We start from the raw sequence: 23,208 nt of genomic DNA on the forward strand, positions 1-23,208 counted from the left end.
GCAGTCAGTCGCCGTCGTCGCCCTGATCGAGGAGTTCGGCCTCGGTGAGCACCGGCACGCCTGGCGGATGGTTGTGGGAACGGGATAGAAAGACGTCGCGGTACGAAGTGTAGAGGACGGCCCCGAACAGCGGCAGCAGCAGGATCCCCAGCCAGCCGGCGGTGAGCACCGCCACGCCCACAGCGCCGAGCAACAGCCCGAGCATGCCAGTTAAAGGCACGGGGTTGCCGGCGTAGGCGCGGACGCTCATCCACATGGCCATGCCGGGATGCGCTCCGTGCAGGGCCACCATGGGCAACAGAAACCACTGCCCGAAGGCCAGCAGCCCCGCCAGCGCACCCAGCAGCGCCAGGGCCCAGACGCCGCCCGCGACAAACACCGGACCAATGACATAGGCCTCCTGGGGCGGGGGCGCCGGTGCTCCCGAGGCCAAGCGCTCCTCGTAGAGCCCGAACCCGATCAGAACCGCCTCGAGGGAGTCGGCCAGCGGCCAGAACAACAATGGCCCCAGTGCGCCGTAGGCGGCGAACAGAGCCGCCCCCACCGTCAGCGCCACAGCGCCGTCGAGATTGCCCGGCAGGACATAGAGGGGGCGGGGATCCCGGTTGTAGTCGGCCACCAGGGCCAACCGCACGAACAGCACCAGGGCCAGGACGACCACCAGCAGTGTGACCATCCCGCGCAGGGGCGCCCAGGCCACCGAGTGGGCAATCAGCAGGGCTCCTGCGACACCGGCGGTGTAGGCAAGGAAGGCCAGCGGACGGCGCATGAGCAGCCCGAAGGCCTCCCGCAGCCAGCTCTGCCAGGCCTCGGGCTCAGTGGGACGCGGTCCAAGCGCAGACAAGCACCCCCCTCCCCGTCACGACCCCGTCGCCCGGCGGCAGCCCCGCCGCAACCCTGCGGAAGCAGCGCGGCGGTTCAGCCCACACCCTCCGGCGAGCCGAACTTGTCGAGCAGCTCCTCAAGGATTTGGAGCATATCCACGGCGGAGACCATGCCCACCAGCCGCTGCTCCTTGTTGAGCACCGGCAGCGCACCGAAACGGTTCTCTCGCATGAGCTGGGCCGCCCGCTGAACCGGATCGTAGGTGTGGACAACGACCGGGTTGCGGGTCATGACGTTCTTGAGCGCCATGTTGTCGTCCAGGTAGTAGACATGGGCAAGATCCGGCGCCTCATCCACCCAGTCCGGCCGCCGCAGATCGCGGTCGGTCACGATGCCGAGCAGCCCCATATCCTCATCCACTACGGGCAGATGGCGGATATGGTTGTAGCGCATCTTGAAGAAGGCCTCCCGCACCCCCTCATCGGGATGCCCGGTGACCAGCTTGTCCGTCATAATCTCGGGGAGCTTCATCGCTTCCCTCCTGGGTACGCGTGGCTGTAGCTGGTGCCGTCGCCGACGGCACCGCTGTGCTTCGGTGCCTCGCCCCGCCTAGTCCTGATCGGGGAAGAGATCGGCGTCGGTCACTGCGCCGCGACTGGCCGAGGCCGCCAGGCGCGCGTACTTGCCCAGCACCCCGCGGCGGTAGCGCGGCCGGGGCACCTGCCACTGGCTGCGGCGGCGCTCCAGTTCCACCTCGTCCACCTCGACCTGCAGCAGGTTCTGATCGGCGTCGATGGTCACCGTATCGCCCTCGGCAACCAGTGCAATGGTGCCGCCGTCGTAGGCCTCCGGCGCCACATGGCCGACCACCATGCCGTAGGTGCCCCCGGAGAAGCGGCCGTCGGTGATGAGGCCCACGGCGTCGCCGAGGCCCTTGCCGATGATCGCCGAGGTGGGCGCCAGCATCTCGCGCATGCCCGGACCGCCCTTGGGCCCCTCGTAGCGGACGATGACCACATCACCGGCCTGCACACGGTCGGCCAGGATCGCCTCCAGACACTCCTCCTCGGAGTCGAACACCCGGGCCGGGCCGCTGATGCGGCGCTGCTTGATGCCGCTGACCTTGGCCACAGCCCCCTCCTCGGCCAGGTTGCCGCGCAGGATCGCCAAGTGGCCCTCCGGGTAAAGCGGCCGATCGAAGGGCATGATGATCTCCTGATCCGCCGGCGGCTCCGGCGGCAGGTGGCCGATCAGCTCCTCGATGGTCTGCCCGGTTATGGTCCTGCAACCGCCGTGGAGCAGCCCCTGCTCGAGCAGGATGCGCATCACCTGCGGCGTACCTCCCACCTCGTGGAACTGGCTGGTCACGAAACGACCGGAAGGCTTGAGATCGCAGAGCACTGGCACCTTGCGGCGAATCCGCTCGACATCGTCGAGGTCGAACGGGACCTCGGCGGTATTGGCGATGGCCAGCAGATGGAGCACGGCATTGGTCGACCCGCCCAGGGCCATGACCACGGCGAACGCGTTCTCGAACGCCTCTCGTGTCAGGATGGAGGATGGCCGCCGATCGTGGTGGACCGCGTCCATGAGCACCCGCGCCGCCTCGGCGGCCACATCCCGGGCCTCGTCATCTTCCGCGGAGACGGTCGAGGAACCCATCAGGCTCATGCCCATGGCCTCGAAGGCGCTGGACATGGTATTCGCCGTGAACATGCCGCCACAGGAGCCGGCTCCGGGGCAGGCGTTCTCCTCCACGCCCCTGAGATCCTCCTCGGAGAGATTGCCAGCGTTGTACTGCCCTACTGCCTCGAAGGCGCTGACCACGGTCAGGTCCTCGCCCTTGTAGTGTCCGGGCTTGATGGTGCCGCCGTAGACGAAGATGCCGGGGATATCGAGCCGGGCCAGGGCGATCATGGCGCCCGGCATGTTCTTGTCGCAGCCACCGGTGGCCAGCATCCCGTCCATCTGCTGGCCGCCCCCGACCGTCTCGATGGAGTCGGCGATCACCTCGCGGGAGACGAGGGAGTACTTCATACCCTCGGTGCCCATGGTGATGCCGTCGGAGACCGTGATGGTGCCGAATTTCATCGGCATCGCCCCCACCTCGCGCAGCGCCTCCTCGGCGCGCCGCGCCATGGCGCCAATCCCGACGTTGCAGGGGGTGATCGTGCTGTGTGCGTTGCCGACCCCGATGATCGGCTTCTCGAAGTCCTCATCCCGGAAGCCGACGGCCCGCAACATCGCGCGGTTCGGGGTTCGGGCCACACCTTGGGTGATCACTCGGCTGCGACGGTTATCCGCCATGGATGACTCCTCTGTCATAAACGGTTGCAGGCAATCTGCATAGGGTACCTAAGAAGGGGGGCGTCGCGGGAGTACCACCTCCCCTGAACGCCACCGCTTCGCGGCCTGAGCGACACAAAGGCCGCCCCGCCCCCTTGCGCTGCAACAGAAGGCGGACTCAGGATAGCGGGATGGTCAACAGTCGGGATAATGGACCGCCGATGGGCGCAGAAGGGGCCTCATTCTCTTGGGAGAGCGTAGAACGGGAGTGGCTGGGCGCCCAGGATGACGGCGGCCTGAACCTGGCGTACCAGTGCCTGGAACGGAATATCACCGCCGGCCGCGGCGATCAGGAAGCTCTGATCTGGCGCGGCGCTGAGGGCGAGCGGCGGGTCTACAACTACGTAGACCTGCTCGACGGCGCCCTGCGCTTCGCCCGGGCGCTGGAGCGTCGCGGCGTGCGCCTTGCCGAGCGGGTCTGCACCCTCGGGCCGCGCCGCCCCGAACTCTATCTGGCCGCGCTCGGCACGCTTCGCCACGGGGCGGTCTACGCGCCTTTGTTCTCGGTCTACGGTCCCGACCCCATCCGCCGCCGCCTCGAGCTCGGCGAAGCGCGTGTCGTGGTCACCACCCGGCAGCTCTTCGAGGAGCGCATCGCCCCGGTGCGCGGCGCACTGCCGGCCCTGGAGCACATTGTACTCGTCGACGGCGATGCCCCCGGCGCCGAGTCCTGGCAGACTTTCTGCGCCGATGACGCTGCGCCGCAGCCCATCGCGACGGGCGCCGAGTACCCGGCGCTGCTCCACTTCACCAGCGGCACCACCGGTCCGCCCAAAGGCGTGCTCCACGTCCACCGGGCGGCAGCGGCGCATCTGGCCACCGGGCGCGAGGTCCTCGGCCTTGCCCCCGGGCAGCGCTACTGGTGCACCGCCGACCCGGGGTGGGTCACCGGCGTCTCCTACGGCATCCTGGCACCGCTGCTCTGCGGAGCAACCCTGGTGGTGGATGAGGGCGAGTTCGACGCCAGGCGTTGGTACGGCACCCTCGCCGCAGAGGGCATTGAGTGCTGGTTCACGGCGCCTACGGCGCTGCGCATGCTGCGCCGGGCCGGCCCCGAGGCACTGGCCGGGCATGATCTGTCACGCCTGGAGCGGATCTTCAGCACCGGCGAACCGCTCGATCCAGCACTGACGGAGTGGACCGAGGAACGCCTCGGCCTCCCCACCCGCGACGCCTGGTGGCAGTCCGAGACCGGCGCGATCATGACGGCCCAGTACGGCAATGCGCCGGTGCGCTCCGGCCGCATGGGCCGCCCCGTCCCCGGCGTCGAACTGATCCTGGCCAACGTGGAAGGTAAGACGGTGAACCCCGTTACGGAGCCGGGCGCCACCGGCGAGATCCTCATCCGTCGGGGCTGGCCGTCGATGTTCCGCGCCTATCTCGGTGCGCCGGAGCGTTACCGCGATGCCTTCGTCGACAACTGGTACCGCTCCGGCGATCTCGCCCAGTGGGACGAGCAAGGCGAGCTGCGTTTCATCGGCCGCGCCGACGACGTGATCAAGACCGCGGGTCACATGGTCGGACCGGCGGAGGTCGAGGCCGTTCTGAATCACCACCCGGAGGTGGCCGAATGCGGGGTCAGTGGTGTCCCCGATGCGGTGGCCGGCGCCCTGGTCGCGGCCTGGGTCGTCCCGCGCCGCCCGCCGGAGGCCCCGGAACAGCTGCAGCGGGATCTGATCGCCCACGCAAGACAACGCCTCGGTGCCGCAGTCGCACCACGCGAGATCCACTTCGTCGACGAGCTGCCCAAGACACCCAGCGGGAAGATCCTGCGCCGTCAGCTCGGCGCCTGATGATCCAACGGGGACGGGCCCGGCTACTTCAAAACGCGGCGCAGCGCCCGCCCGGCAGCCTTACCGGTATCGTAGCCACTGACCCGGCGACCGCCACGCTCACGCCGGACCTGCTCCGCACTGCGCGCCAGGCGCGCCGCCCGCAACGCCCAGGGCACCACTCTGAGCCAGTTCACGGTGGTCTCCTCCCTTTCGGACTCCAGTTCAAGTTTAATCGATCGGCGCCCCCGCCTGAAGGCCAGGGACATGGCCACCGCCACGGCTCAACCGTTACGCTTGACGGCATCCATCCGGAAAAGGAGATCCCGCGTGTCCACACGAACCCCGCTTGCCTGGCTGATCGGCGCCCTCGCCACCCTACTCCCCGCTCGCCTTCTGGCCGAGACCCCGGCAGAGTCTCCGGCACGCAGCGTTGCCGAGCTCACTCAGGGGGCCGCTCAGACCATCGGGCAGGAGCTTCGCGAGATCGGGGAACTGTTCCGGGATATCGAGGGCGAGGCCATCGGCCCGCAGCTCTGGGCGCTGGCCCTGGAACTGGCCGACCTGGGCCTGATCATTGTCGTCACCATCGGCCTGCTCCTCGTGCTGCGCCCCCTGGCACGCCCCGTGTTCAACCGCGCCGAGGGCTGGGCCCAGCGCGGCGACGCGCGCCTGCGCACGGTGCGGCGCACCGTCGGCGTGCTCGGCGCCGCCGCGGCCGACCTGGCGACCATCTTCCTGGCCTGGATCGCCGGGTACGCCATCGCCCTCTCGCTGGTCGGCGAGGTGGGCGGCATCGAGGCGCGGGAATCCCTGTTCCTGAATGCGTTCCTGATGGTCGAGGGCTTCAAGGCCCTGCTGCGCATTCTGTTCGCACCGCGCAACCCCCACCTGCGGCTGATCGCCACCGACGATGAGCACGCCACCTACTGGGGCAAGCGGCTGGCCCGCATGTCCGGACTGATCGGTTACGGCCTGCTGTTCATCGGTCCCTTCGTCACCATGGCCGTTGCCGAGGGGCTGGGACAGCTGGCGGTGCTCCTTGTCATGGTGCTCGCCTTCGGCTATGCGGTGGTGATCGCCCTGCGCAACCGGCACGACGTGCGCGAGCGGCTCCAGGCCAGCGCCGCCGAGTCCAGGGTGCTGTTCACCCGGACCATCCTCTCGTCGCTGGCCTGGGTCTGGCACTGGGTCGTAATCCTTTACTTCGGCGCGCTCGCCGTAGTCACCATCACCCAGCCGGATGCCGCTCTGGCCTTCATGGCCCAGGCGACCCTGCAGACGGCACTGGCCATCGGCATCGGGGCCTTCCTGGCCATTGTCCTGACCCAGGCCACGGCCCGGCGTATCCGGCTTAGCGAACGCAACCGGCGCCACTTCCCACTGCTCGAGCAGCGCCTGAATAGCTACCTGCCCATCGTGCTGAAAATCGCACGGACCGCCATCCTGATCGTGGTCATCGCCACCGTGCTCGATGCCTGGCAGCTGTTCGACTTCACCGGCTGGCTCGCTTCCGAGGGCGGCCTGCAGACCCTCGGGGTGATCCTCTCGGTTACCCTGGTCCTGCTCGCCGCCACGGCGGTCTGGCTGCTGGCGGCCAGCTTCATCGAGCACCGCCTGAATCCGGACGTGGGCCACGGCACCCCCTCGGCGCGGGAGCAGACGCTGCTCACCCTGTTCCGCAACGCCATCGCCATCGTCCTGGTCACCATGACGACGATGATCGTCCTCGCCGAGATCGGGATTAACATCGGCCCGCTGATCGCCGGTGCCGGTGTCCTCGGCCTCGCCATCGGCTTTGGCGCGCAGAAGCTGGTTCAGGACATCATCACCGGCGTGTTCATCCAGCTCGAGAACGCCATCGACGTCGGCGATATCGTCACCGCCGGCGGGGTCACAGGCACGGTGGAGAAGCTCACCATTCGCTCGGTGAACATCCGCGACCTGTTCGGGACCTACCACTTCATCCCGTTCTCTTCAGTGGACAGCGTCTCGAACTTCACCCGCCACTTCGCCTACCACGTCGGCAGCTATGGGGTGGCCTACCGAGAGGATGTCGACCAGGTCACCCCGGTGCTCGAGGCCGCCTACGAAGACCTCAAACAGCATCCGGATCCCGACATCCGCAATGCCCTCTACGGCGACTTCGCGGTAGACGGGGTGGTCTCGCTGGGCGACAGCTCGGTCAATATCCGGGTGCGCATCAAGACGGCGCCGGGGATGCAATGGGCCATCGGCCGGGCCTACAACGGGCTGGTCAAGAAGCGCCTGGATGCCGCCGGCATCGAGATCCCCTTCCCGCACCGGACCCTCTATTTCGGGGAGGACCACCAGGGGCAGGCCCCGCCCCTGCGCCTTGCGCGCGCGGGGGCAACGTCCCCCAACCATGCCGCCGGCGCTACTCCGACGGCACCAACCGCCAGCGACCGCGTCCACCACGACCCCACGGACGACTAGGGCTGTGGGGCACCGGGCGCCGGTGCCCCACCCGATACCGCACCCATAAAAAAACCCGCCCCCGAGCTTCGGGGGCGGGTTTTTTTATACAGTCCTGGACGGCTGCGAAGCCGGAAGAGCGCGCGCCGCGCCAGAACCGAGCTACGCGTCGGCGTCCTCGGGATGCTCGCCAATGACCAGCTTGTCACCATCCTGCCGGTGCGGCGGCACCTCCAGGTTCCTCGGCGCAGGCTGCGCCCGATACACCCGGCCAGCCATATCGTAGCGCGCGCCGTGGCAGGGGCAGAAAAACCCGCCGAGCCAGTCGGCGTCGAAGTCCATCGGCTCGATCTCGGGGTAGTACGTGGGGATGCAGCCCAGGTGGGTGCAGATCGGCACCACGACAAAGACCTCGGGGTCCACGGACCGGTGCTTGTTCCGGGCGTAATCCGGCTGCTGATCCCGCTCGGAGTCCGGATCGCGCAGGCGGTCCACCATTTTATCCAGCGTCTCAAGGTGCTCCTGAGTACGGCTGACCACCCAGATCGGGCTGCCCTTCCACTCAAACTCCAAGCGCTGCCCGGGCTCGAGCTTGCTCACATCGACCTCGATGGGCGCACCCTCCGCCTGCGCCTCCACGCTGGGGCGGAGAAAGCCGATGAACGGGACCGCGGCGAAGACCACGCCGACGCCACCGACCACGCTCGCCGCGCCGGTCAGGAACCGCCGTCGCCCACGATCCAGATCATCCGGTGCCTCGTTCGTCATGTAGACCCCCTGTTGCTACTTAATCCATTCATGCAACGGTATCGCCGGTTACGGCATAACGTAAAGGTTGCGGCGTGGAATGCAAGGCGCGGCCCTGCACCAGCCTGCGGCATTTTACCGCACACGCACTGGCGCGGGGCAGCCACCGCCTGCAACACCGCACCACCGGGCTTGCCTGCCTCCACCGTCGCGGTAGGCTGGACAATACTATACGCAGGAATTTCCACACGGGAGGGTGTCATGCGAATTCTGATCACCGGCGGCAGCGGCTTCGTCGGCAAGCCGTTGTGCGCTCGCCTCCACGAGCGCGGCCACGAGCTGCTGGTCGTCTCGCGCAACCCGGAGCGCGCACGCGCTGCCCTGCCAGCACGGACCGACATCCGCCCGAACGTGGCCGATTTCCTCGACAGCCAGCCGGAGGCGATCATCAACCTCGCTGGCGAGTCGATTGCCGAGGGACGCTGGACCGAGGCCAAGAAGCAGCGCCTGCTCGACTCCCGACTGAACACCACCCAGGCTGTGGTCGATCTGTGCGGCCAGCTCGATACACCACCCAAGACCCTGATCTCCGCTTCCGCGATGGGGTATTACGGCGATCAGGGCGACCGAGAGGTCACGGAGGAGACCCCACCGAACCCCGAGTTCGTTCACGAGCTCTGCGCCCGCTGGGAAGAGGCGGCACGGCAGGCCGAATCCCATGGCGTCCGCGTGGCGCTGATGCGGATCGGACTGGTGCTGGACCGCGACGGCGGCACCCTCGCCAAGCTGCTCACGCCCTTCCGGCTGGGCCTCGGTGGGCCGTTGGGCAGCGGCAAGCAGTACATGCCGTGGATCCACCGCACCGATCTGGTGCGCATCATCCTCTTTCTGCTCGATCAGGAAGCACTCGCAGGCCCGTTCAACGCAGGCGCCCCGGAACCGGTGACCAACGCCGAATTCACCCGGACACTGGCGCGCCACCTGCATCGCCCGGCCTTCCTGCCCGCTCCGGCTCCAGCCCTGCGTCTGGCCTTCGGCGAGATGTCCCGGATCCTGCTCACCGGCGCCCGCATGCGCCCCCAACGCCTTCAGGAGGCCGGTTTCACCTTCGAGTATCCGACCCTGGATGAAGCCCTGAGCGAGATCCTCCGCAGCCGCTGACGAGCACACCCCGCCCCCTGCGGCGCCGGCGAAACGCGGCGCCGCAGGGGATATGGCCCGTTCCTTGCTAGACCTCCCGTGAAAACCCCGACCAACGAGGTGTGCATGCCGCTCCCGTCGCCCCGGAACCGCGCGCCCCGCAGCCGCGGCATGACGGCCCTGGCACTGACCAGTGTCGCCAGCGCCCTGCTCTTCGCCTGCGCGGCCATCGCCGACACCACCCGCATCGCCGCTGCATCGAGTCTGCGTCACGCCATGGAAGACCTCGTGGCGAGCTTTCAGGAGCAACACCCGGAACATCAATTGGCCGTCTCCTACGGATCCTCCGGGTCGCTGCGTGCCCAAATCGCCCATGGAGCCCCTTTTGCCGCGTTCTTTGCGGCCGACATGGAGCGCCCGGAAGCACTCGTCGATTCCGGCCACGCCGCATCCGGGGTGCGCCACTACGCCAGTGGCCAACTGGTCCTCTGGACCCGCTCCAGGGCCGAACCCCCGGAGCTGGCAGAGCTGACGCAACCGGCATTCCGGCGCATCGCCATCGCCCACCCTGAACACGCCCCCTACGGCGCGCGCGCGCTGGAGGCACTGCAGGCTGAGGGCATTCACGAGGCGGTGGCGGATCGACTGGTGACCGGCAACAGCGTCGCCCGCGCCCTGCAACAGGCCCAGAGCGGTGCCGCGCAGGCTGCCCTGATCCCGCTCTCGCTGGCGACACACCCGAGCGTCGACGAGCAGGGGGTATACACACCGATCGATCCGGATCTGCACGCACCGCTCAGGCACGGATACATCATCACCCGGCACGGGTCCGGGGACGAGGCGATGGCGCGCTTCGCGGCTTTCATGGACAGCGACGGCGCCCGCACCATCCTCGAAGAGCACGGTTTCCGGCCGCCGGAATAACCCACCGCGCGGCGCTTAGGGACGGATCGACAAGCATGCTCTGGATCAGCAACGCCGACTGGGTCGCCCTGCAGCTGACCCTGAAACTGGCCTCCATCAGCACCGGCCTGCTCCTCCTGCTCTGTCTGCCCCTGGCCTGGTGGCTGGCGCGCAGCGACTCCCGCGCCCGCGTCGTCGTCGAGGCGCTGGTGGCGATGCCCCTGGTCCTGCCTCCGACGGTCATCGGCTTCTACCTGCTGATCTTCCTTGGTCCGGAAGGCTGGCTCGGCGGTTTGCTGGAGCAGCTTGGCATCGGCCACCTGGCCTTCACCTTCACCGGCATGGTGATCGGCTCGATGATCTACTCCCTGCCCTTCGCGGTACAGCCCATGCAGAACGCCTTCCAGGCCATGGGTGAGCGCCCCCTGGAGGTGGCCGCCACGTTGCGGGCCTCGCCACTGGATCGTTTCTTCACGGTGGTCATTCCCCTGGCCCGCAACGGTTTCCTGACCGCCGCGGTGCTCGCCTTCGCGCACACCCTAGGCGAGTTCGGCGTTCTGCTGATGATCGGCGGAAGCATTGCCGGGGAGACGGAGGTGGCCTCGATCGCCATCTACAACCACGTCGAGGCCATGGACTACGCCGCGGCCCACGGCCTGTCGCTGTTCCTGCTTTTGATGGCCTTTTCGCTGCTTCTCGCGGTCTACCTCCTTAACCGCCGCTTCAAGGTCGTGGGGGTCGCCTGATGGGCATCCAAGCCTCATTCCGGGTCGACCGCGGCGATTTCCGCCTCGAGGCCGATCTGGTTCTCCCCGGAACCGGCGTGACCACCCTGTTCGGCCGCTCGGGGTCAGGCAAGACCACCCTGCTACGCTGCCTGGCCGGGCTGGAGCGGGTACGGCGTGGCCGCCTGGTCGTCAACGGCAGCGTCTGGCAAGACGAACATAGTTTCCTGCCGGTTCACCGCAGACCGCTCGGCTACGTGTTTCAGGAACCGAGCCTCTTCCCCCACCTGAACGTGCGCGGCAACCTGCTCTACGGGCGACGGCGGACACCCGCCGGCGGCCGCCGGGACGACCTCGACGAGATCACCGAGCTGCTCGGCCTCGCCGGGTTGCTCGAACGCCCCCCGGGTTCGCTATCCGGCGGTCAGCGCCAGAGGGTCGCCATCGGACGCGCACTGCTGGCCGCCCCCAGGCTCCTGCTCATGGACGAACCCCTGGCCTCGCTGGACACCGCCACCAGGGCCGAGATCCTGCCCTACTTCGAGCGCCTGCACCGCCACCTGCGCATCCCGATTGTCTACGTCACCCACGCCCTCGACGAGGCCGCTCGCCTGGCCGACCACATGGTTTTACTCGAATCCGGCGAGGTCCGTGCCGAAGGCCCGCTCCAGACGCTGCTGACGCAGACCGATCTGCCGCTGGCCCAGAGCGAGCACGCATCGGCGGTCCTGGAGCTGCCCGTCGCCCGGCACCACCCCGCCGATCACCTGACCGAGCTTGACGCCGGTGATGCACCGCTGTACCTGCCGCGGCTGGACGCCGCCATTGGCGAGCCGGTCCGTGTGCGTGTCCACGCCAGGGACGTCAGCATTGCCCGCACGCCACCGACCGGGGTGAGTCTGCTCAACCGTCTCCCGGCGCGCATCACTGCGATCGCCGATGACCCCAGCCCGAGCCACGCTCTGGTGCGCCTGGAGGTGGCGGGCCAGCCGCTGCTCGCCCGCATCACCCGGCGTTCCTCCGCCGAGCTGGGGCTGGCTCCGGGGGTGCCCATACACGCCATGGTCAAAGGGGTGGCCCTGCGCTGAACTTGCACCGCACCGGTCGACCACCATACTTGGCGCAGGATCTCAGCCCCACGCCACCCGCAGGAAGCCCGACCATGCCCGCCAGCCTTCGACGGCTGCTGCTTTGCTTGCACCGCTGGATCACCCTCGCCCTTGCGCCCCTGTTCCTGGTGATTATCGTCAGCGGCGGTCTGCTGGCGCTTGAACCCGTCGTCCGGGATCTGGCCTCGGGGCCCGAGGCGGAGGATCCGATCCCGGTGTCCGAGCTACAGGCGTTCCTTGCCGAGGTGGATCCGCAGCAGCGCATCCGCACGCTGAGGCTCGAGCGCGGCGGCACCGCCGTGCTCGAATTCAGTCGCGCGGGTGAGCGCTGGCATGAGGCCTTCGACCTCGAGCAGCGCAGTTCCCTCGGCGAGCGCGACTACGCCACCACCTTCTTCCAGACCGTGCGCCACCTGCACAAGGATCTTCTGCTCGATCTGGACTGGGTGGTCGAGCTGGCCAGCTACGCGCTGTTGGTGGTGCTGATCGTCGGACCGTGGCTGGCCTGGCCGCGACTGCGCCACACCCTGACCCAGTGGCACACGGGGGTTGGTTGGCTGACTCTGCCACTGCTGCTGCTCGTATCCGTCACCGCAGGCATGATGGCCCTGGAACTGGGTACGCCGCGACTGCCACCGATCGACCGGGACGCCGGCCGCCTGGCGATTGGTCCAGTCCTACAACAGCTCGAGGCCGCGGAGATCTCCCATATCCAGGCCATGGAACGCTTCGAGCGGGCGGCCTGGGCGGTGACCACCGACGGTGATGGCGGGCCGCAGCAGCTGATCGTCACTGCCGAGGGGATCACCCCGGCCGGCGCCTACCCGGGGTTGATCGCCGAGCTGCACCAGGGCACCTGGGCGGGCGCTTGGTCGGGACTGATCAATCTCCTGACGGCGCTGGTGCTGCTATTCCTGTTTGTCACGGGCATCTGGCTCTGGACTCGACGCCGGCTGGGCGGGCGCCGCCGGGGGGATGCCGGAGCCGACCTGCTCATCGCCCACGCCAGTCAGACCGGCACGGCAGCTCACCTGGCCCGGGAGACAGCGCGCGCACTGCGCCTCGGCGGCGCCCGGATCGAAGAGGCTTCGCTGTCGGCCTTGGACCCCAAGGCGCTTGAGGCCTATCGATACACGCTACTCATCGCCTCGACCTGCGGTGACGGTGACATGCCAGACCCAGGGCGGGCCTTCGTCGCCGCCCTGGACCGTGCGCAGCTGCCCCGCACGCGGTTCGCCCTGCTTGCCCTGGGGGACTCCAGCTACCGACACTTCTGCGCCGCCGGAGAAACCCTGCGTGCGGGACTGCGCCGCGCCGGGGCCGAAGAGGTACTGCCCATGGCCCGCGCCGATGGCGCACCCGAGGCCACCTGGCGAATCTGGCTCGGCGAAGTGGCCGAATTGCTTGGCGTGGAGGCCGGCGCGACCGGGCCAATCCCAAGCGATCAACCCGTCCATCTGACCCTGCGCGAACGCCGGCAGCTCAACGATCCCGAGGATCCGATCACCCAGGAGGTATGGGGGCTGACCCTGGAGAGCGATACCCCGCTGGCTTACCGGCCCGGAGATCTCCTGCTCGTGCGTCCTGGCGAGGGCGAGCCGGCCCGCCCCTACTCCATCGGCAGCACCCCCCTCGACGACCCGCACCGCCTTGAGCTTACCGTCGCCGTGACCAGCCGCACCGACGCCGACGGGCACGTCCGCCCGGGCAAGGCATCCAGCCTCCTGGCGAGGCGCCTACAGCTCGGCGACACGATCACCGCCTCACTGCGCACCCACCGCCACCTGCAGCCGCCGGATGACCCGCAGCAACCGATGATCCTGATTGCCGCCGGCTGCGGCATTGCGCCGTTCATCGGCTTCATCGCCGAGCGCGCCGCCCGGGCCGATCGCGGCCCGATCTGGCTGATCTTCGGCAATCGGCGTCGGCAGGGCGATTTCTTTCACGCCGAGCGCCTGCTTCAATGGCGCGAACAGGGGGTGCTGACACGGCTCGATCTGGCGTTCTCCCGTGATCCCAATGACGGCGGCTACGTTCAGGACCGGATCAGCGAGGCGGGAGCGACAATCGTCGACTGGATACTTGACCGGGATGCCCGTATTTACGCCTGCGGACGGCGCAGCACCATCGGTACCGCAGTGCCGCTAGCGCTGACCGAAGCGCTGCGCCGGTACGCGGATCCGGACCGCCGGGAACCCGCCGAGTCCTTGGTGCGGCGCTGGCAGACCGAAGGCCGACTGCGTCTCGACGTGATCGACTGACCCCATGGAACAGCGCCCCTTCACCAGCCGAACCGCGGAGACCGCCGCCGCACTGCGCGTCTGGCACACCCGCCTCGACGATCCCCCGGCGATCTTCGACGATCGGGCGGTCCTCCCCCTACTCAGCAGCGGGATCCGTCGACTGGTCCAGCCACCCCCCCCGCTGCTGGCCATGCAGTGGCGGGCGCTGGAAAGCGCCCACCCGGAACTCGCCGCCCTGCGCGGCCAGACGGTCACGCGGGCGCGCTTCGCCGAGGACGCCCTGGACGCCGCCCTGGAGAAAGGTCACCGGCAGATCGTGCTACTCGGCGCCGGGCTGGACACCACCGCCCTCCGCCGCCCGGATATCCTCGCGCAGGCGCAACTGCTGGAAGTGGACCAGCCCGCCACGCAGTGGTGGAAGCGCTCGCTCCTGCCCGCCGAGGTGGCCAACCGGATGCGCTTCGCAGCGGTGGACTTTGCCCGCGATCGCCTGGCTGAGCGCCTCGTGGATGCCGGAATCGATCCCGATACCCCCCTTTTCGCCAATTGGCTGGGCTGCACCTACTACCTGCCCCGGGCGGCCATCGGCACCACGCTTCAGGGCCTGGCGGAGGTCGCCGCCCCGGGTAGCGAATTGATCGCCGACTACTGGCTGCCCTCGGAGAACGTGGCCTGGCGTCCGCGCATGCTCTTGCACGGCGTAGCGCTGGCACTGCACACGCAGCAGGAACCACTGCGCGGCCTGCTGCCGGCGGAGACCATGCACCGGCTGGCCACAGACGCCGGCTGGCAGATCGCCGAAGAGCTGGATGCCCCGGCACTCCAGGCACGTTGGCTGGCCGGCCGGCGTGACTCGCTCTCGGTCCCGGCATTCGCCCGCTGCCTGCGCCTGGTGCGCAGCTGACCCCGAGGCGTTACCGCCGCTCGCGCAGCAACGGCTCGAGCTCCTCCACCGCCCGCTCCCAATAGTCCACATCGGCCCGATACCAATCCCCCTCCGGCGTCCGGCAGCTGGCGTACTGGAACGGGGGCGGCACCTGGGCGATCCGAAAGCGCAGGTCGGCAAAAATGGCGCAGGCATCGCCCTCGTAATCGACCACCTTGCGCAGATACGGCAGCGCGGCGAAGCGCCGGAACTCGGCAAATTCCGGGCGCCACCAGGCCACCTCGGCGAATTCGCGCCAGCCACCGTCGCCGAAACGCGGCAGAGGCTCCCACTCCAGCGCATGCGGCGGCCGAAATGTCTGCCAGTGCCGAGCCAGCAGGCCGGCGTCCTCATCCACCGGTCGCTCCTGCGCCCGGAACCCGAGGTGAGCCGACCAGTAGGCGTCGTCGCCCTCGATGAACAACCGCCAGTTCAGCGGCGACAGCGGCTGTGCCATGGCGTGCACCCGGGCCCCGTGCATGCCCCGTTCCCGCGCCTCTTCTCGGGCGTATTCGAGCGCGTGCACCTTGGCCACCGACTGAACCGCGATCACCCCACCGGCAGCGGCAAGCCCGACCGCCGCCCACAAACGCCCGCCGTAGCGCCAGGTCAGCAGCAGGCCGAGCAGCAGCGAGCCGGTGACCCAAGGATCCAGGATGAAAGTCACCGGGAAGGCAAAGGTCTCCCGCGAAAAGGGTGCCAGGAGCTGGGTCCCGTAGTTGGTGATCCAGTCGCCGAAGATATGGATGCCGATGCCCAAGGCGAAGATAACCGCACCATCGCGCCAGTCCCGCTGCCCGGGCCACAGACGCGCCGTCACCCAGCCCAGCACGATCGCCCAGAGGGGGAGCATCAGCAGCGAGTGGGTCTCGCCCCGGTGGAGGTTGTAGTAGACCAGCGAGTCGGCGATTACCAACCCCAGGAACCAGTCCACATCCGGGAACAGACCCGCAACAGCGCCAAGCCAGGTGCGTTCGCGCAGGGAGAAACGCGGCGCAGCGCAGCATCGCGGCGCCACCACCCGGTTGATCAAAGCGCCGCTAGCTGCATGCGTCACGGGATCCATCCCGGCACGATGCCAGCACTGCGATTCCAAACTCAAATGAATAGTTTATCCTGTCTGCCCCATTCACCAGCGGGCACAAGAGACGGCCTATGGGCACCGGCCAACGCCTGGAGAGTCTCGACACCATCCGCGGGGCGGCGGTGCTCGGGATCCTGGTCATCAATATCCAGCTCTTCGCCATGCCGGTGGCCGGGCTGCTGAGTCCGACCCTGCTTGGCGGCTTCGAGGGTTGGGATTACGCCGTCTGGGCTGTCGGCCACGTCTTCTTTGAAGGCAAGTTCATCGCCCTGTTCGCCGCCCTGTTCGGCGCCGGCACCGTTTTGCTCGCCGAGCGCCACCGCGCCGCCGGCATCAACCCGTGGATCGTCCACCGCCGGCGCATGCTCGCCCTGGGGGCAATCGGGCTGGCCCATGGGATCCTTCTGTGGATGGGGGATATCCTCTTGATCTACGCGGCCATGGGGCTGCTTGCCTTCCTGTTCATCGACCGCAGCCCACGCGCGCTCATGATCTGGGGGGCGGCTCTCTACACGCTGCCTATCCTGCTGACCATGGCCGCCGGCTGGGGGCTGACCCTGCTACCCACCGCCGGATTCATCCAGCTTGCCTCCGCCTCGCCGCCGGTCCACGAGGAGATCACCGCTGCCATCGAGGCCTATCAGTCCGGCTGGCTGGCGCAGATGGAGCAACGCCTGCCCGAAGCCCTCACCCGCTACCTGGTCGGCACCCCGGCACGGCTGGGCTGGCTCACCCTCGGCTGCATGCTGGTCGGCATGGCGGCGTACAAGAATGGCTTCCTCACCGGCGCCTGGAGCCAGCGTGCCTACGCCCGGGTGGCAGGCCTAGGCCTGGGGATCGGGGTGCCGCTGAGCGTACTCGGCATCCTCTACCGGGAGTGGCGCGACTGGGAGCTGCTCAGCGGCTTTTTCATCAGCACCCAGCTCAATCAACTGGCCGTGCCTCTGGTCGCGGCCGGATGGGCCGCCCTGATCCTGCTCGCCTTCCAGCGCGGCTGGTTCGGCCGCCTGCACTGGCCGGTAGCGGCCGTCGGACGGACGGCGCTGAGCAGCTACCTGCTACAGTCGGTGCTGTGTACGCTGGTCTTCTACGGCCACGGGCTGGGGCTCTATGGAGAACTCGACCGCCCGGCCCAAATGCTGGTGGTGCTTTGCGTCTGGGCCATCCTCCTCACCGCGGCCCCGCTCTGGCTGCGCCTCTTCCGCATGGGCCCGGCAGAGTGGGTACTTCGGCGAGCCACACAGCTGCCTGGACCCGTACCGCCACCACCGCCCGTGCGCCAACCCCGACGCCCCGGCGCTGGCTGAGCCGACCCGCATCCCGCCGCAACCCGGAGGTGGCCCATGAAGGTAACCATCGAAGTGGATCTAACCCCGCAGGAGGCCCAGGAGCTGATGGCCGGCTCAGCGGAGTCCGCCCTGGCCTTCCAGCAGCAGTTCCTGGAAGCGGTCTCCCAGGAGGTGGCCCGCCAACTGACCCGACAGTGGGAGCAATGGCCCCGGCCGCCCTGGGCCCAGACGCCGGAGAGCGGCAGAGAATAGCCCGAACCGGGCGGAAAGCGCGCGCCACTGCGTCCATACTGAAGGCCGGGGACTTGATCAGGGAGGGTCCCATGGCCACGCAGACCCCGAAACGCATCGACCTGGCGCTTCAAGGCGGCGGTGCCCACGGTGCGCTGACCTGGGGCGTTCTGGAACGCATCCTCGAGGATGAGCGCCTAGAGATCGACAGCATCAGCGGGACCAGCGCCGGGGCCATGAACGCCGCGGTCGTCGCCGACGGCCTGCAGCGCGGCGGCCGGCGGCAGGCACGGGAGGGTCTGCACGGGTTCTGGCACGCGGTCAGCGAGGCAGCCCGTTTCTCGCCCATTCAGCGCACTCCCTGGGACCGCCTCACCGGCAACTACAGCCTGGATCACTCCCCGACCTATCTATTCTTCGAAAGCCTCACCCAGCTCCTTCACCCCGCACAGCTCAACCCCTTCGGGATCAATCCACTTCGCGATCTCCTCGCCGAGCGGGTGGACTTCGATCAGGTGAACGCCTGCCGCAAGGTCAAGGTCTACGTCACCGCCACCAACGTGCGCACCGGGCGTGCACACGTCTTCCGCCAGCCTCAGCTTTCGGTCGATGCGGTGATGGCCTCGGCGTGCCTGCCGTTTATGTTCGACGCCGTCACCATCGATGGCGAGGCCTATTGGGATGGCGGCTACAGCGGTAACCCGGCCCTCTATCCGCTGGTGGACGACCCCAGCTGCCAGGACCTGATCGTCGTCCAGATCAACCCCATGGCCCGCCAGCAGCTGCCCACCACCGCCCGGGAGATCCTCAACCGGATCAATGAGATCACCTTCAACTCGGCGCTGATCAAGGAGCTGCGCTCGATTCATCTGCTCCATCAGCTGATCGAGGCCGAGGATCTCCAGCTCGAGCGCTACCGCGCCATGCGCCTGCACCTGATCCACGCTGAGCGGGAAGTCGAGGCGCTCAGCGCCTCGAGCAAGCTCAACGCCGAGTGGCCCTTCCTCACGCGCCTGCGTGATCAGGGCTACGGCTGGGCGGATGCCTGGCTGGACCGACACTTCGATGATCTGGGCGTGCGCTCGACCTTCGACCTGGACGAGCTCTTTGCCGACGCCTTTCGACCGGTGCACCCCGAGGAGGAACCCCGCACCGAGGGCACGCGCTGATGATCGAAATCACGGCGATCCTGATCGCGCTGGTGCTGCTGATCTATCTCGCCTACCGCGGTATCACGCTGCTGATCCTGGCCCCCGCCCTGGCGGCCCTGGTCACCCTCGCCTCGGTGGAGACCCCGCTGCTGGCCAGCTACACCCAGGTCTTCATGGGGGCCGCGGCCGACTTCATCATGAAGTACTTCCCGCTGTTCCTGCTCGGGGCGATCTTCGGCAAGCTCATGGAGGATACCGGCAGCGCCGAGGTACTGGCGCGCGCCATCATCCGCGGGCTGGGCGAGACCCGGGCGGTCCTTGCGGTGGTGCTCTCCTGCGCGATCATGACCTACGGCGGCGTCTCCCTTTTCGTGGTGGCCTTCGCCGTCTACCCCATCGCCGCCTCGCTGTTTCGCCAGGCGCAGATTCCCAAGCGGCTGATCCCCGGCACCATCGCCTTGGGCGCCTTCACCTTCACCATGACCGCCCTGCCGGGCACACCGGCCATCCAGAACGCTATCCCCATGCCGTACTTCGGCACTTCACCCTTCGCTGCCCCGGGTCTGGGCATCCTCACGGGGATCGTCATGCTGGTCCTCGGGCAGCTGTGGCTGAGCCACCGCGTGCGCCAGGCCCGCCTCGCCGGCGAGGGGTACGGGCAGCACGAAGACGCCGCCCCACAACTCGACCGCACCCTGCGCGAGCGGGCGGCCGGCGAGGGCTTCGACCTGAACGAGGTCCCGCCCTCGGCCTCCCCGGCCCGTCAGCCACCGCTGGCGCTCGCCATCCTGCCCATCGTGCTGGTCATCGGCCTCAACCTGGTGTTCACCACCCTGGTCATCCCGGCCATGGAGACCAGCTACCTGGCCGAGCCCCGCTTCGGTGCGACCACCATCGACGCCCTGCGCGGCGTCTGGTCGATCACCGCCGCTCTGGTGATCGCCATCCTGGTGCTGATCTTCACCAACCTGCGCCGTCTGCCGGCACTGACCGCCACGGTGGACAGCGGCGCCAATGCGTCCCTACTGCCCATCTTCAACACCGCCAGCCTGGTGGGCTTCGGCACGGTCATCGCCTCACTGGCCGCCTTCGAGACGATCAGCGGCTGGGTGACCGCCATCGGCGGCGACAACCCGCTGATCTCACTGGCCGTCGCCGTCAACGTCCTCGCTGGCATGACCGGCTCCGCCTCCGGCGGCATGAGCATCGCTTTGGCCACACTCGGTGACAGCTATCTGGCCATGGGCCAGGCGGCGGGGATCTCACCGGAGCTGATGCACCGCGTCACCGCAGTGGCCACCGGAGGGCTCGACGCCCTGCCCCACAACGGCGCGGTGATCACGCTGCTCTCCATCTGCGGACTGACCCACCGCCAGGCCTACCTAGACATCGCCGTAGTGGCGATGCTGGTTCCCCTGATCGCGCTGGTCTTCCTCATCACGGTGGGTTCGATTTTTGGCACCTTTTAGACGCCCTGTACGGCACCCCGGCAACGCCGGGCCAAGAGGCGATCAGCGCCGCGCCACCCGTGGTCCCTGATCGCCGCCGCCAGAACCAAGCCGATGCTCGCCGTCGGCCCTTTCCGCCTTGCGCTCCTGCAGCCGCTGGTACCAGAGGGTATCGCGGTGGCTGTCCACCTCGAGCTGCTGTCGCAGCTGCTCGACCAGTTGGCTGGTGTCTTCGGACAGGGTCCCGTAGCGCTCCTGCCACTGCTCCAGGGCCTCCCGAAAACGGCCGTAAGCCTCCAGCGGGTCACTGGGGCGCTCGGCCGTATGCTCATCCACCCGCTCGGCCTGGGCGCGTGCGCTCGCAGTCAGCGCCCCGCCACTCTGCCGATCGGCGTAATCGACCAACAGCGCCGCCTCGCGCCGACGCAGGGGACGCCCCTGCTCGACCACCCGTTCGCGGTAGATGCGACACGGCCGGCTGTGGAGACACGCCTCACGCACCCCGAGCAGATCCTGCGCCCGATCGGCCAGCTCGTCACGCTCTGCCTCCAGCCGACGCAGCTCCTGCCCCCGGCCCAGGGTCCACGCGGCAAAGATCAGACCACCGGCCAGCACGCCCAGGGCCAACACGCCCCAGGCGAGCAGGGGCACACCGGGTGGCGCCAGCCAGGCAGCCAGGGTCACGCCCAGCAACAACAGGGGGACCGCAATCAATGCCCAGCGAGCCTGGCGCTCCAGGGCCTGGTGCTCCGGCTCGCGGTCTGAGGCCAGACGGCGGAAGGTATCCAGCAGCGAGCGGTCGCGCACGCCGGCCAGAAAGCGGTTCATATCATGGAGTTCGGGCGGGATTGCCCGCTCGATGAGCCCGTCGTGGAAGAGCTGCGGCGATTTGCGAGACACCCGGACCTCCACAGAATGGCCCGCGTCAGGGTGCGTGGACGGGCAATGGCGGGTTAGGGACAGACAAGCTGTCACCCCCACGGCCGGGCGGCGCGCTGCCGCCCGGCCGTGGGCTTCACGCGGATCGCCTACCCCGCGGAACGCGGCTCGCCGGCCACTTCATCCCGCTGGACCTCGGACTGCTCCGCGACACGCTGTTCCTCCACGGCGCCCTCGTCCTCACGAACCTCGTCGGTGCGCCGATTGACCTCACGGACGTGATTTCGCTGCGCGTTCACCATGCATCCGAACATCGATGACCTCCCTTTGCTGGCTGCACGTCACAGGGCCTAGATGAGCACAACTGAATCGGCATTTCAAACCCGGCCGGGTCTCCGGATTATGGGTCTTCCTGTGGTGCGTGGCAGCGAGCGTGGCGGCCGGCCTAGCGCTCCAGGCCTGATGCCGCCGCGGCCGCAAGCACCTCGGCGAGAGCGCTCTGCGCGGGGGTCGGGCTGTCCAGTCCAACTAACTCGCGTGCGACGCTGACAAGATCCGCGGCCTCGTCGAGATCGGTCAGGGGGCGCAGGGTCAGCCAGCTCCCCTGCTCTGCCATGACCTCCCGGAACACGGCCAGCGTGCGGGGGTGGCTGTAGGGTACCGCCCGCCATCGCTGCCCGGGTAGTGTCCGGTTGCTCCCGAACAGCCAGAACCCGCCGTCGCGGGCCGGGCCGATCACGATACGGGCGTCCTCCGCCTCGAGCCACGATGCAGCGCGGGCGAGATCCTCCGGCGAGACCTGCGGCGCATCGGCCCCGAGCAGGATACCGCGGCCGTGCTTGCGGACCAGGGTGTCGTGGACCCGGCCCATGCGCTCACCGAGCTCCCCCTCGCCCTGCGCCAGGAGGGGCAGGCCGGTCCAGAAGCCTCCGGCGACGGCCACAGGCTCGGCGAGGGCCCAGTAGACCGGGCCCAAGGCCGCGCTCTGGGCCGCCTCGGCAGCCGCCCCGGCACAACGAAGATAGAGCCGCTCGGCCTCCAGGCGGCCCAGGCCGGCGGCCAGGCGCGTCTTGACCGCCGAGCAGCCGGGCGTCTTGACGAAGAGGGCGATCGCCGTCATCGGGTGTAGGGTCGCTCGCGCCAGGAGCGCCAGGCGATCCGCGCGGCCGAGGCGGCATGGCCGGCCGTGGTGCGGAGCCAGCCGCGCTGGCGGTAGCGGCGCGCGCTGGTGTGGACGACACAGCCGATGGGCCGGCACGGCAGCCCGGCCCGGCGGGCCCGGATGACCAGGTCGAGATCCTCACCGCGCTCGGTGTCCTCGCGGAACCCACCCAGGGCCCTGAAGCGCTCATGCGGCAGCAGGAGCCCCTGATCCCCGTAGGGGAGCCCGAGGACCCGGGAGCGGAGGTTGGCGCCCACGGCATTGAGATGGACCGGCCAGGGCCCATCCTCCCGGAACCGGAGCCAGCCGTAGCCCAGCGCATCGCCCCCGCCGATCAAGGCGCGCACCCGCTCCAGGGCCCCAGCCGCGGGATGGCTGTCCACGTGCATGAACCAGAGCCAGGCGCCGCGCGCCGCCCGGGCGCCGCGATTGCTCTGCACCGCCCGGCCGGCGCCGGACTCGACCACCCGGCCCGGAGCCCCGGGCGGGACCCGCCCAAGGTCCGTCACCGACAGGATCACCTCGGCCTCGAGCGCGGCTTCCGTCAGCCACGCGAGCTCCGCGATACGCGGCTCATCCCCGGGGCCGACCGGAACGACGATGGAGCAGTCGGTCCCCCCCGGCCCGCCAAGACCCGCTTCGGGCCGGCCGCCCCTTTCCTGGTCATCCCCCGCAGCCGTCTCTCGATCCATACCGCGAGCCTAGCATCGATCCGGCTCGGCCGTACGACCGCCCGCAGCGCTGCAAGCTGGACCGTTCAGCCCCTCGCCCAAAGGCGATCTGCCATGGTGCG

22 protein-coding genes are annotated in these 23,208 nt (G+C 68.7%); 12 read left to right on the top strand and 10 right to left on the bottom strand.

Translation table 11 applies throughout. The features are described 5' to 3' along the window. Window positions 1-4: 4 nt before the first annotated feature. The 3 genes from LRA98_RS01555 to ilvD form a co-directional block, all read right to left on the bottom strand. On the bottom strand, window positions 5-844 hold the full coding sequence (locus LRA98_RS01555) for a hypothetical protein (RefSeq protein WP_201167829.1): 840 nt from the start codon (window positions 842-844) through the stop codon (window positions 5-7). 74 nt (window positions 845-918) lie between these two features. Continuing rightward, window positions 919-1,356, bottom strand: coding sequence for a CBS domain-containing protein (locus LRA98_RS01560; RefSeq protein ID WP_201167831.1), 438 nt, complete (start codon window positions 1,354-1,356; stop codon window positions 919-921). A gap of 78 nt (window positions 1,357-1,434) precedes the next feature. Continuing rightward, window positions 1,435-3,132: a dihydroxy-acid dehydratase gene (ilvD, locus tag LRA98_RS01565; RefSeq protein ID WP_238632915.1), complete on the bottom strand. Its 1,698-nt coding sequence runs from the start codon at window positions 3,130-3,132 to the stop codon at window positions 1,435-1,437. Window positions 3,133-3,332: 200 nt separating this feature from the next. Here ilvD and LRA98_RS01570 point away from each other — a divergent pair, with 200 nt between their 5' ends. After that, window positions 3,333-4,964, top strand: coding sequence for an AMP-binding protein (locus LRA98_RS01570; RefSeq protein ID WP_238635343.1), 1,632 nt, complete (start codon window positions 3,333-3,335; stop codon window positions 4,962-4,964). A 23-nt stretch (window positions 4,965-4,987) separates the two neighbouring features. Here LRA98_RS01570 and LRA98_RS01575 read toward each other — a convergent pair whose 3' ends face one another. Continuing rightward, window positions 4,988-5,140 carry a hypothetical protein gene (locus LRA98_RS01575; RefSeq protein ID WP_201167838.1) on the bottom strand — a complete coding sequence of 51 codons (153 nt, stop codon included), beginning with the start codon at window positions 5,138-5,140 and terminating at the stop codon, window positions 4,988-4,990. A 133-nt stretch (window positions 5,141-5,273) separates the two neighbouring features. Between LRA98_RS01575 and LRA98_RS01580 the strand changes: the two genes are divergently transcribed. Further along, on the top strand, window positions 5,274-7,400 hold the full coding sequence (locus LRA98_RS01580) for a mechanosensitive ion channel domain-containing protein (protein WP_201167841.1): 2,127 nt from the start codon (window positions 5,274-5,276) through the stop codon (window positions 7,398-7,400). 141 nt (window positions 7,401-7,541) lie between these two features. Here the strand turns inward: LRA98_RS01580 and petA are convergent, their stop codons facing one another. Further along, entirely contained in the window at window positions 7,542-8,147 is a 606-nt protein-coding gene (gene petA / locus LRA98_RS01585) for a ubiquinol-cytochrome c reductase iron-sulfur subunit (protein WP_201167844.1), read from the bottom strand. Window positions 8,148-8,387: 240 nt separating this feature from the next. On the opposite strand from petA, the gene LRA98_RS01590 reads away from it, so the two are divergent. The 6 genes from LRA98_RS01590 to LRA98_RS01615 all read left to right on the top strand — a co-directional run bounded on the left by LRA98_RS01590 (window position 8,388) and on the right by LRA98_RS01615 (window position 15,150). Next, window positions 8,388-9,287: a TIGR01777 family oxidoreductase gene (locus LRA98_RS01590; protein WP_201167847.1), complete on the top strand. Its 900-nt coding sequence runs from the start codon at window positions 8,388-8,390 to the stop codon at window positions 9,285-9,287. A gap of 150 nt (window positions 9,288-9,437) precedes the next feature. Then, window positions 9,438-10,190, top strand: coding sequence for a molybdate ABC transporter substrate-binding protein (gene modA / locus LRA98_RS01595; protein WP_238632916.1), 753 nt, complete (start codon window positions 9,438-9,440; stop codon window positions 10,188-10,190). Between the two features lie 35 nt (window positions 10,191-10,225). Beyond that, window positions 10,226-10,915, top strand: coding sequence for a molybdate ABC transporter permease subunit (modB, locus tag LRA98_RS01600; protein ID WP_201243047.1), 690 nt, complete (start codon window positions 10,226-10,228; stop codon window positions 10,913-10,915). Then, window positions 10,915-11,982 (top strand): molybdenum ABC transporter ATP-binding protein, encoded by a 1,068-nt coding sequence (gene modC / locus LRA98_RS01605; RefSeq protein WP_238632917.1) that lies wholly within the window; start codon window positions 10,915-10,917, stop codon window positions 11,980-11,982. Before modB ends, modC begins: the two co-directional genes overlap by 1 nt. Before the next feature lie 74 nt (window positions 11,983-12,056). Next, window positions 12,057-14,264 (top strand): sulfite reductase flavoprotein subunit alpha, encoded by a 2,208-nt coding sequence (locus tag LRA98_RS01610; protein WP_238632918.1) that lies wholly within the window; start codon window positions 12,057-12,059, stop codon window positions 14,262-14,264. A 4-nt stretch (window positions 14,265-14,268) separates the two neighbouring features. Continuing rightward, a complete protein-coding gene (locus LRA98_RS01615) occupies window positions 14,269-15,150 on the top strand; it encodes a class I SAM-dependent methyltransferase (protein WP_238632919.1) in 882 nt (293 codons plus the stop codon). 10 nt (window positions 15,151-15,160) lie between these two features. On the opposite strand, the gene LRA98_RS01620 is transcribed toward LRA98_RS01615, so the two are convergent. Next, on the bottom strand, window positions 15,161-16,228 hold the full coding sequence (locus LRA98_RS01620) for a metal-dependent hydrolase (RefSeq protein WP_238632920.1): 1,068 nt from the start codon (window positions 16,226-16,228) through the stop codon (window positions 15,161-15,163). Window positions 16,229-16,326: 98 nt separating this feature from the next. Between LRA98_RS01620 and LRA98_RS01625 the strand changes: the two genes are divergently transcribed. The 4 genes from LRA98_RS01625 (at window position 16,327) to LRA98_RS01640 (ending at window position 20,395) form a co-directional block, all read left to right on the top strand. Then, window positions 16,327-17,562 carry a DUF418 domain-containing protein gene (locus LRA98_RS01625; protein ID WP_238632921.1) on the top strand — a complete coding sequence of 412 codons (1,236 nt, stop codon included), beginning with the start codon at window positions 16,327-16,329 and terminating at the stop codon, window positions 17,560-17,562. A 36-nt stretch (window positions 17,563-17,598) separates the two neighbouring features. Beyond that, entirely contained in the window at window positions 17,599-17,796 is a 198-nt protein-coding gene (locus tag LRA98_RS01630) for a hypothetical protein (RefSeq protein ID WP_238632922.1), read from the top strand. 71 nt (window positions 17,797-17,867) lie between these two features. After that, a complete protein-coding gene (locus LRA98_RS01635; protein WP_238632923.1) occupies window positions 17,868-18,944 on the top strand; it encodes a patatin-like phospholipase family protein in 1,077 nt (358 codons plus the stop codon). Beyond that, window positions 18,944-20,395, top strand: coding sequence for a GntP family permease (locus LRA98_RS01640; protein WP_238632924.1), 1,452 nt, complete (start codon window positions 18,944-18,946; stop codon window positions 20,393-20,395). The genes LRA98_RS01635 and LRA98_RS01640 overlap by 1 nt, the downstream gene beginning before the upstream one ends. Window positions 20,396-20,437: 42 nt before the next feature. Here the strand turns inward: LRA98_RS01640 and LRA98_RS01645 are convergent, their stop codons facing one another. From LRA98_RS01645 to LRA98_RS01660, 4 genes are all read right to left on the bottom strand, one after another. Then, window positions 20,438-21,274: a hypothetical protein gene (locus LRA98_RS01645; RefSeq protein ID WP_238632925.1), complete on the bottom strand. Its 837-nt coding sequence runs from the start codon at window positions 21,272-21,274 to the stop codon at window positions 20,438-20,440. Window positions 21,275-21,402: 128 nt separating this feature from the next. Beyond that, window positions 21,403-21,567 (bottom strand): hypothetical protein, encoded by a 165-nt coding sequence (locus LRA98_RS01650; RefSeq protein WP_238632926.1) that lies wholly within the window; start codon window positions 21,565-21,567, stop codon window positions 21,403-21,405. Between the two features lie 131 nt (window positions 21,568-21,698). After that, on the bottom strand, window positions 21,699-22,373 hold the full coding sequence (locus tag LRA98_RS01655; protein ID WP_238632927.1) for a TIGR04282 family arsenosugar biosynthesis glycosyltransferase: 675 nt from the start codon (window positions 22,371-22,373) through the stop codon (window positions 21,699-21,701). After that, on the bottom strand, window positions 22,370-23,107 hold the full coding sequence (locus tag LRA98_RS01660) for a hypothetical protein (RefSeq protein WP_238632928.1): 738 nt from the start codon (window positions 23,105-23,107) through the stop codon (window positions 22,370-22,372). Before LRA98_RS01660 ends, LRA98_RS01655 begins: the two co-directional genes overlap by 4 nt. Window positions 23,108-23,208: the final 101 nt, after the last annotated feature.

Source organism: Halorhodospira sp. M38, from assembly GCF_022227985.1.
GTDB classification, from domain to species: domain Bacteria; phylum Pseudomonadota; class Gammaproteobacteria; order Nitrococcales; family Halorhodospiraceae; genus Halorhodospira; species Halorhodospira halophila_A.

Excerpts from the sequence above, each read along its gene's own strand:
- modB (WP_201243047.1), top strand. The coding sequence starts at position 10,226 with ATGCTCTGGATCAGCAACGCCGACTGGGTCGCCCTGCAGCTGACCCTG.
- LRA98_RS01615 (WP_238632919.1), top strand. The coding sequence starts at position 14,269 with ATGGAACAGCGCCCCTTCACCAGCCGAACCGCGGAGACCGCCGCCGCA.
- modA (WP_238632916.1), top strand. The coding sequence starts at position 9,438 with ATGACGGCCCTGGCACTGACCAGTGTCGCCAGCGCCCTGCTCTTCGCC.
- LRA98_RS01625 (WP_238632921.1), top strand. The coding sequence starts at position 16,327 with ATGGGCACCGGCCAACGCCTGGAGAGTCTCGACACCATCCGCGGGGCG.
- LRA98_RS01650 (WP_238632926.1), bottom strand. The coding sequence starts at position 21,567 with ATGTTCGGATGCATGGTGAACGCGCAGCGAAATCACGTCCGTGAGGTC.
- LRA98_RS01655 (WP_238632927.1), bottom strand. The coding sequence starts at position 22,373 with ATGACGGCGATCGCCCTCTTCGTCAAGACGCCCGGCTGCTCGGCGGTC.
- LRA98_RS01610 (WP_238632918.1), top strand. The coding sequence starts at position 12,057 with ATGCCCGCCAGCCTTCGACGGCTGCTGCTTTGCTTGCACCGCTGGATC.
- LRA98_RS01660 (WP_238632928.1), bottom strand. The coding sequence starts at position 23,107 with ATGGATCGAGAGACGGCTGCGGGGGATGACCAGGAAAGGGGCGGCCGG.
- LRA98_RS01635 (WP_238632923.1), top strand. The coding sequence starts at position 17,868 with ATGGCCACGCAGACCCCGAAACGCATCGACCTGGCGCTTCAAGGCGGC.
- modC (WP_238632917.1), top strand. The coding sequence starts at position 10,915 with ATGGGCATCCAAGCCTCATTCCGGGTCGACCGCGGCGATTTCCGCCTC.
- LRA98_RS01570 (WP_238635343.1), top strand. The coding sequence starts at position 3,333 with ATGGGCGCAGAAGGGGCCTCATTCTCTTGGGAGAGCGTAGAACGGGAG.
- LRA98_RS01560 (WP_201167831.1), bottom strand. The coding sequence starts at position 1,356 with ATGAAGCTCCCCGAGATTATGACGGACAAGCTGGTCACCGGGCATCCC.
- LRA98_RS01590 (WP_201167847.1), top strand. The coding sequence starts at position 8,388 with ATGCGAATTCTGATCACCGGCGGCAGCGGCTTCGTCGGCAAGCCGTTG.
- LRA98_RS01630 (WP_238632922.1), top strand. The coding sequence starts at position 17,599 with ATGAAGGTAACCATCGAAGTGGATCTAACCCCGCAGGAGGCCCAGGAG.
- LRA98_RS01640 (WP_238632924.1), top strand. The coding sequence starts at position 18,944 with ATGATCGAAATCACGGCGATCCTGATCGCGCTGGTGCTGCTGATCTAT.
- ilvD (WP_238632915.1), bottom strand. The coding sequence starts at position 3,132 with ATGGCGGATAACCGTCGCAGCCGAGTGATCACCCAAGGTGTGGCCCGA.
- petA (WP_201167844.1), bottom strand. The coding sequence starts at position 8,147 with ATGACGAACGAGGCACCGGATGATCTGGATCGTGGGCGACGGCGGTTC.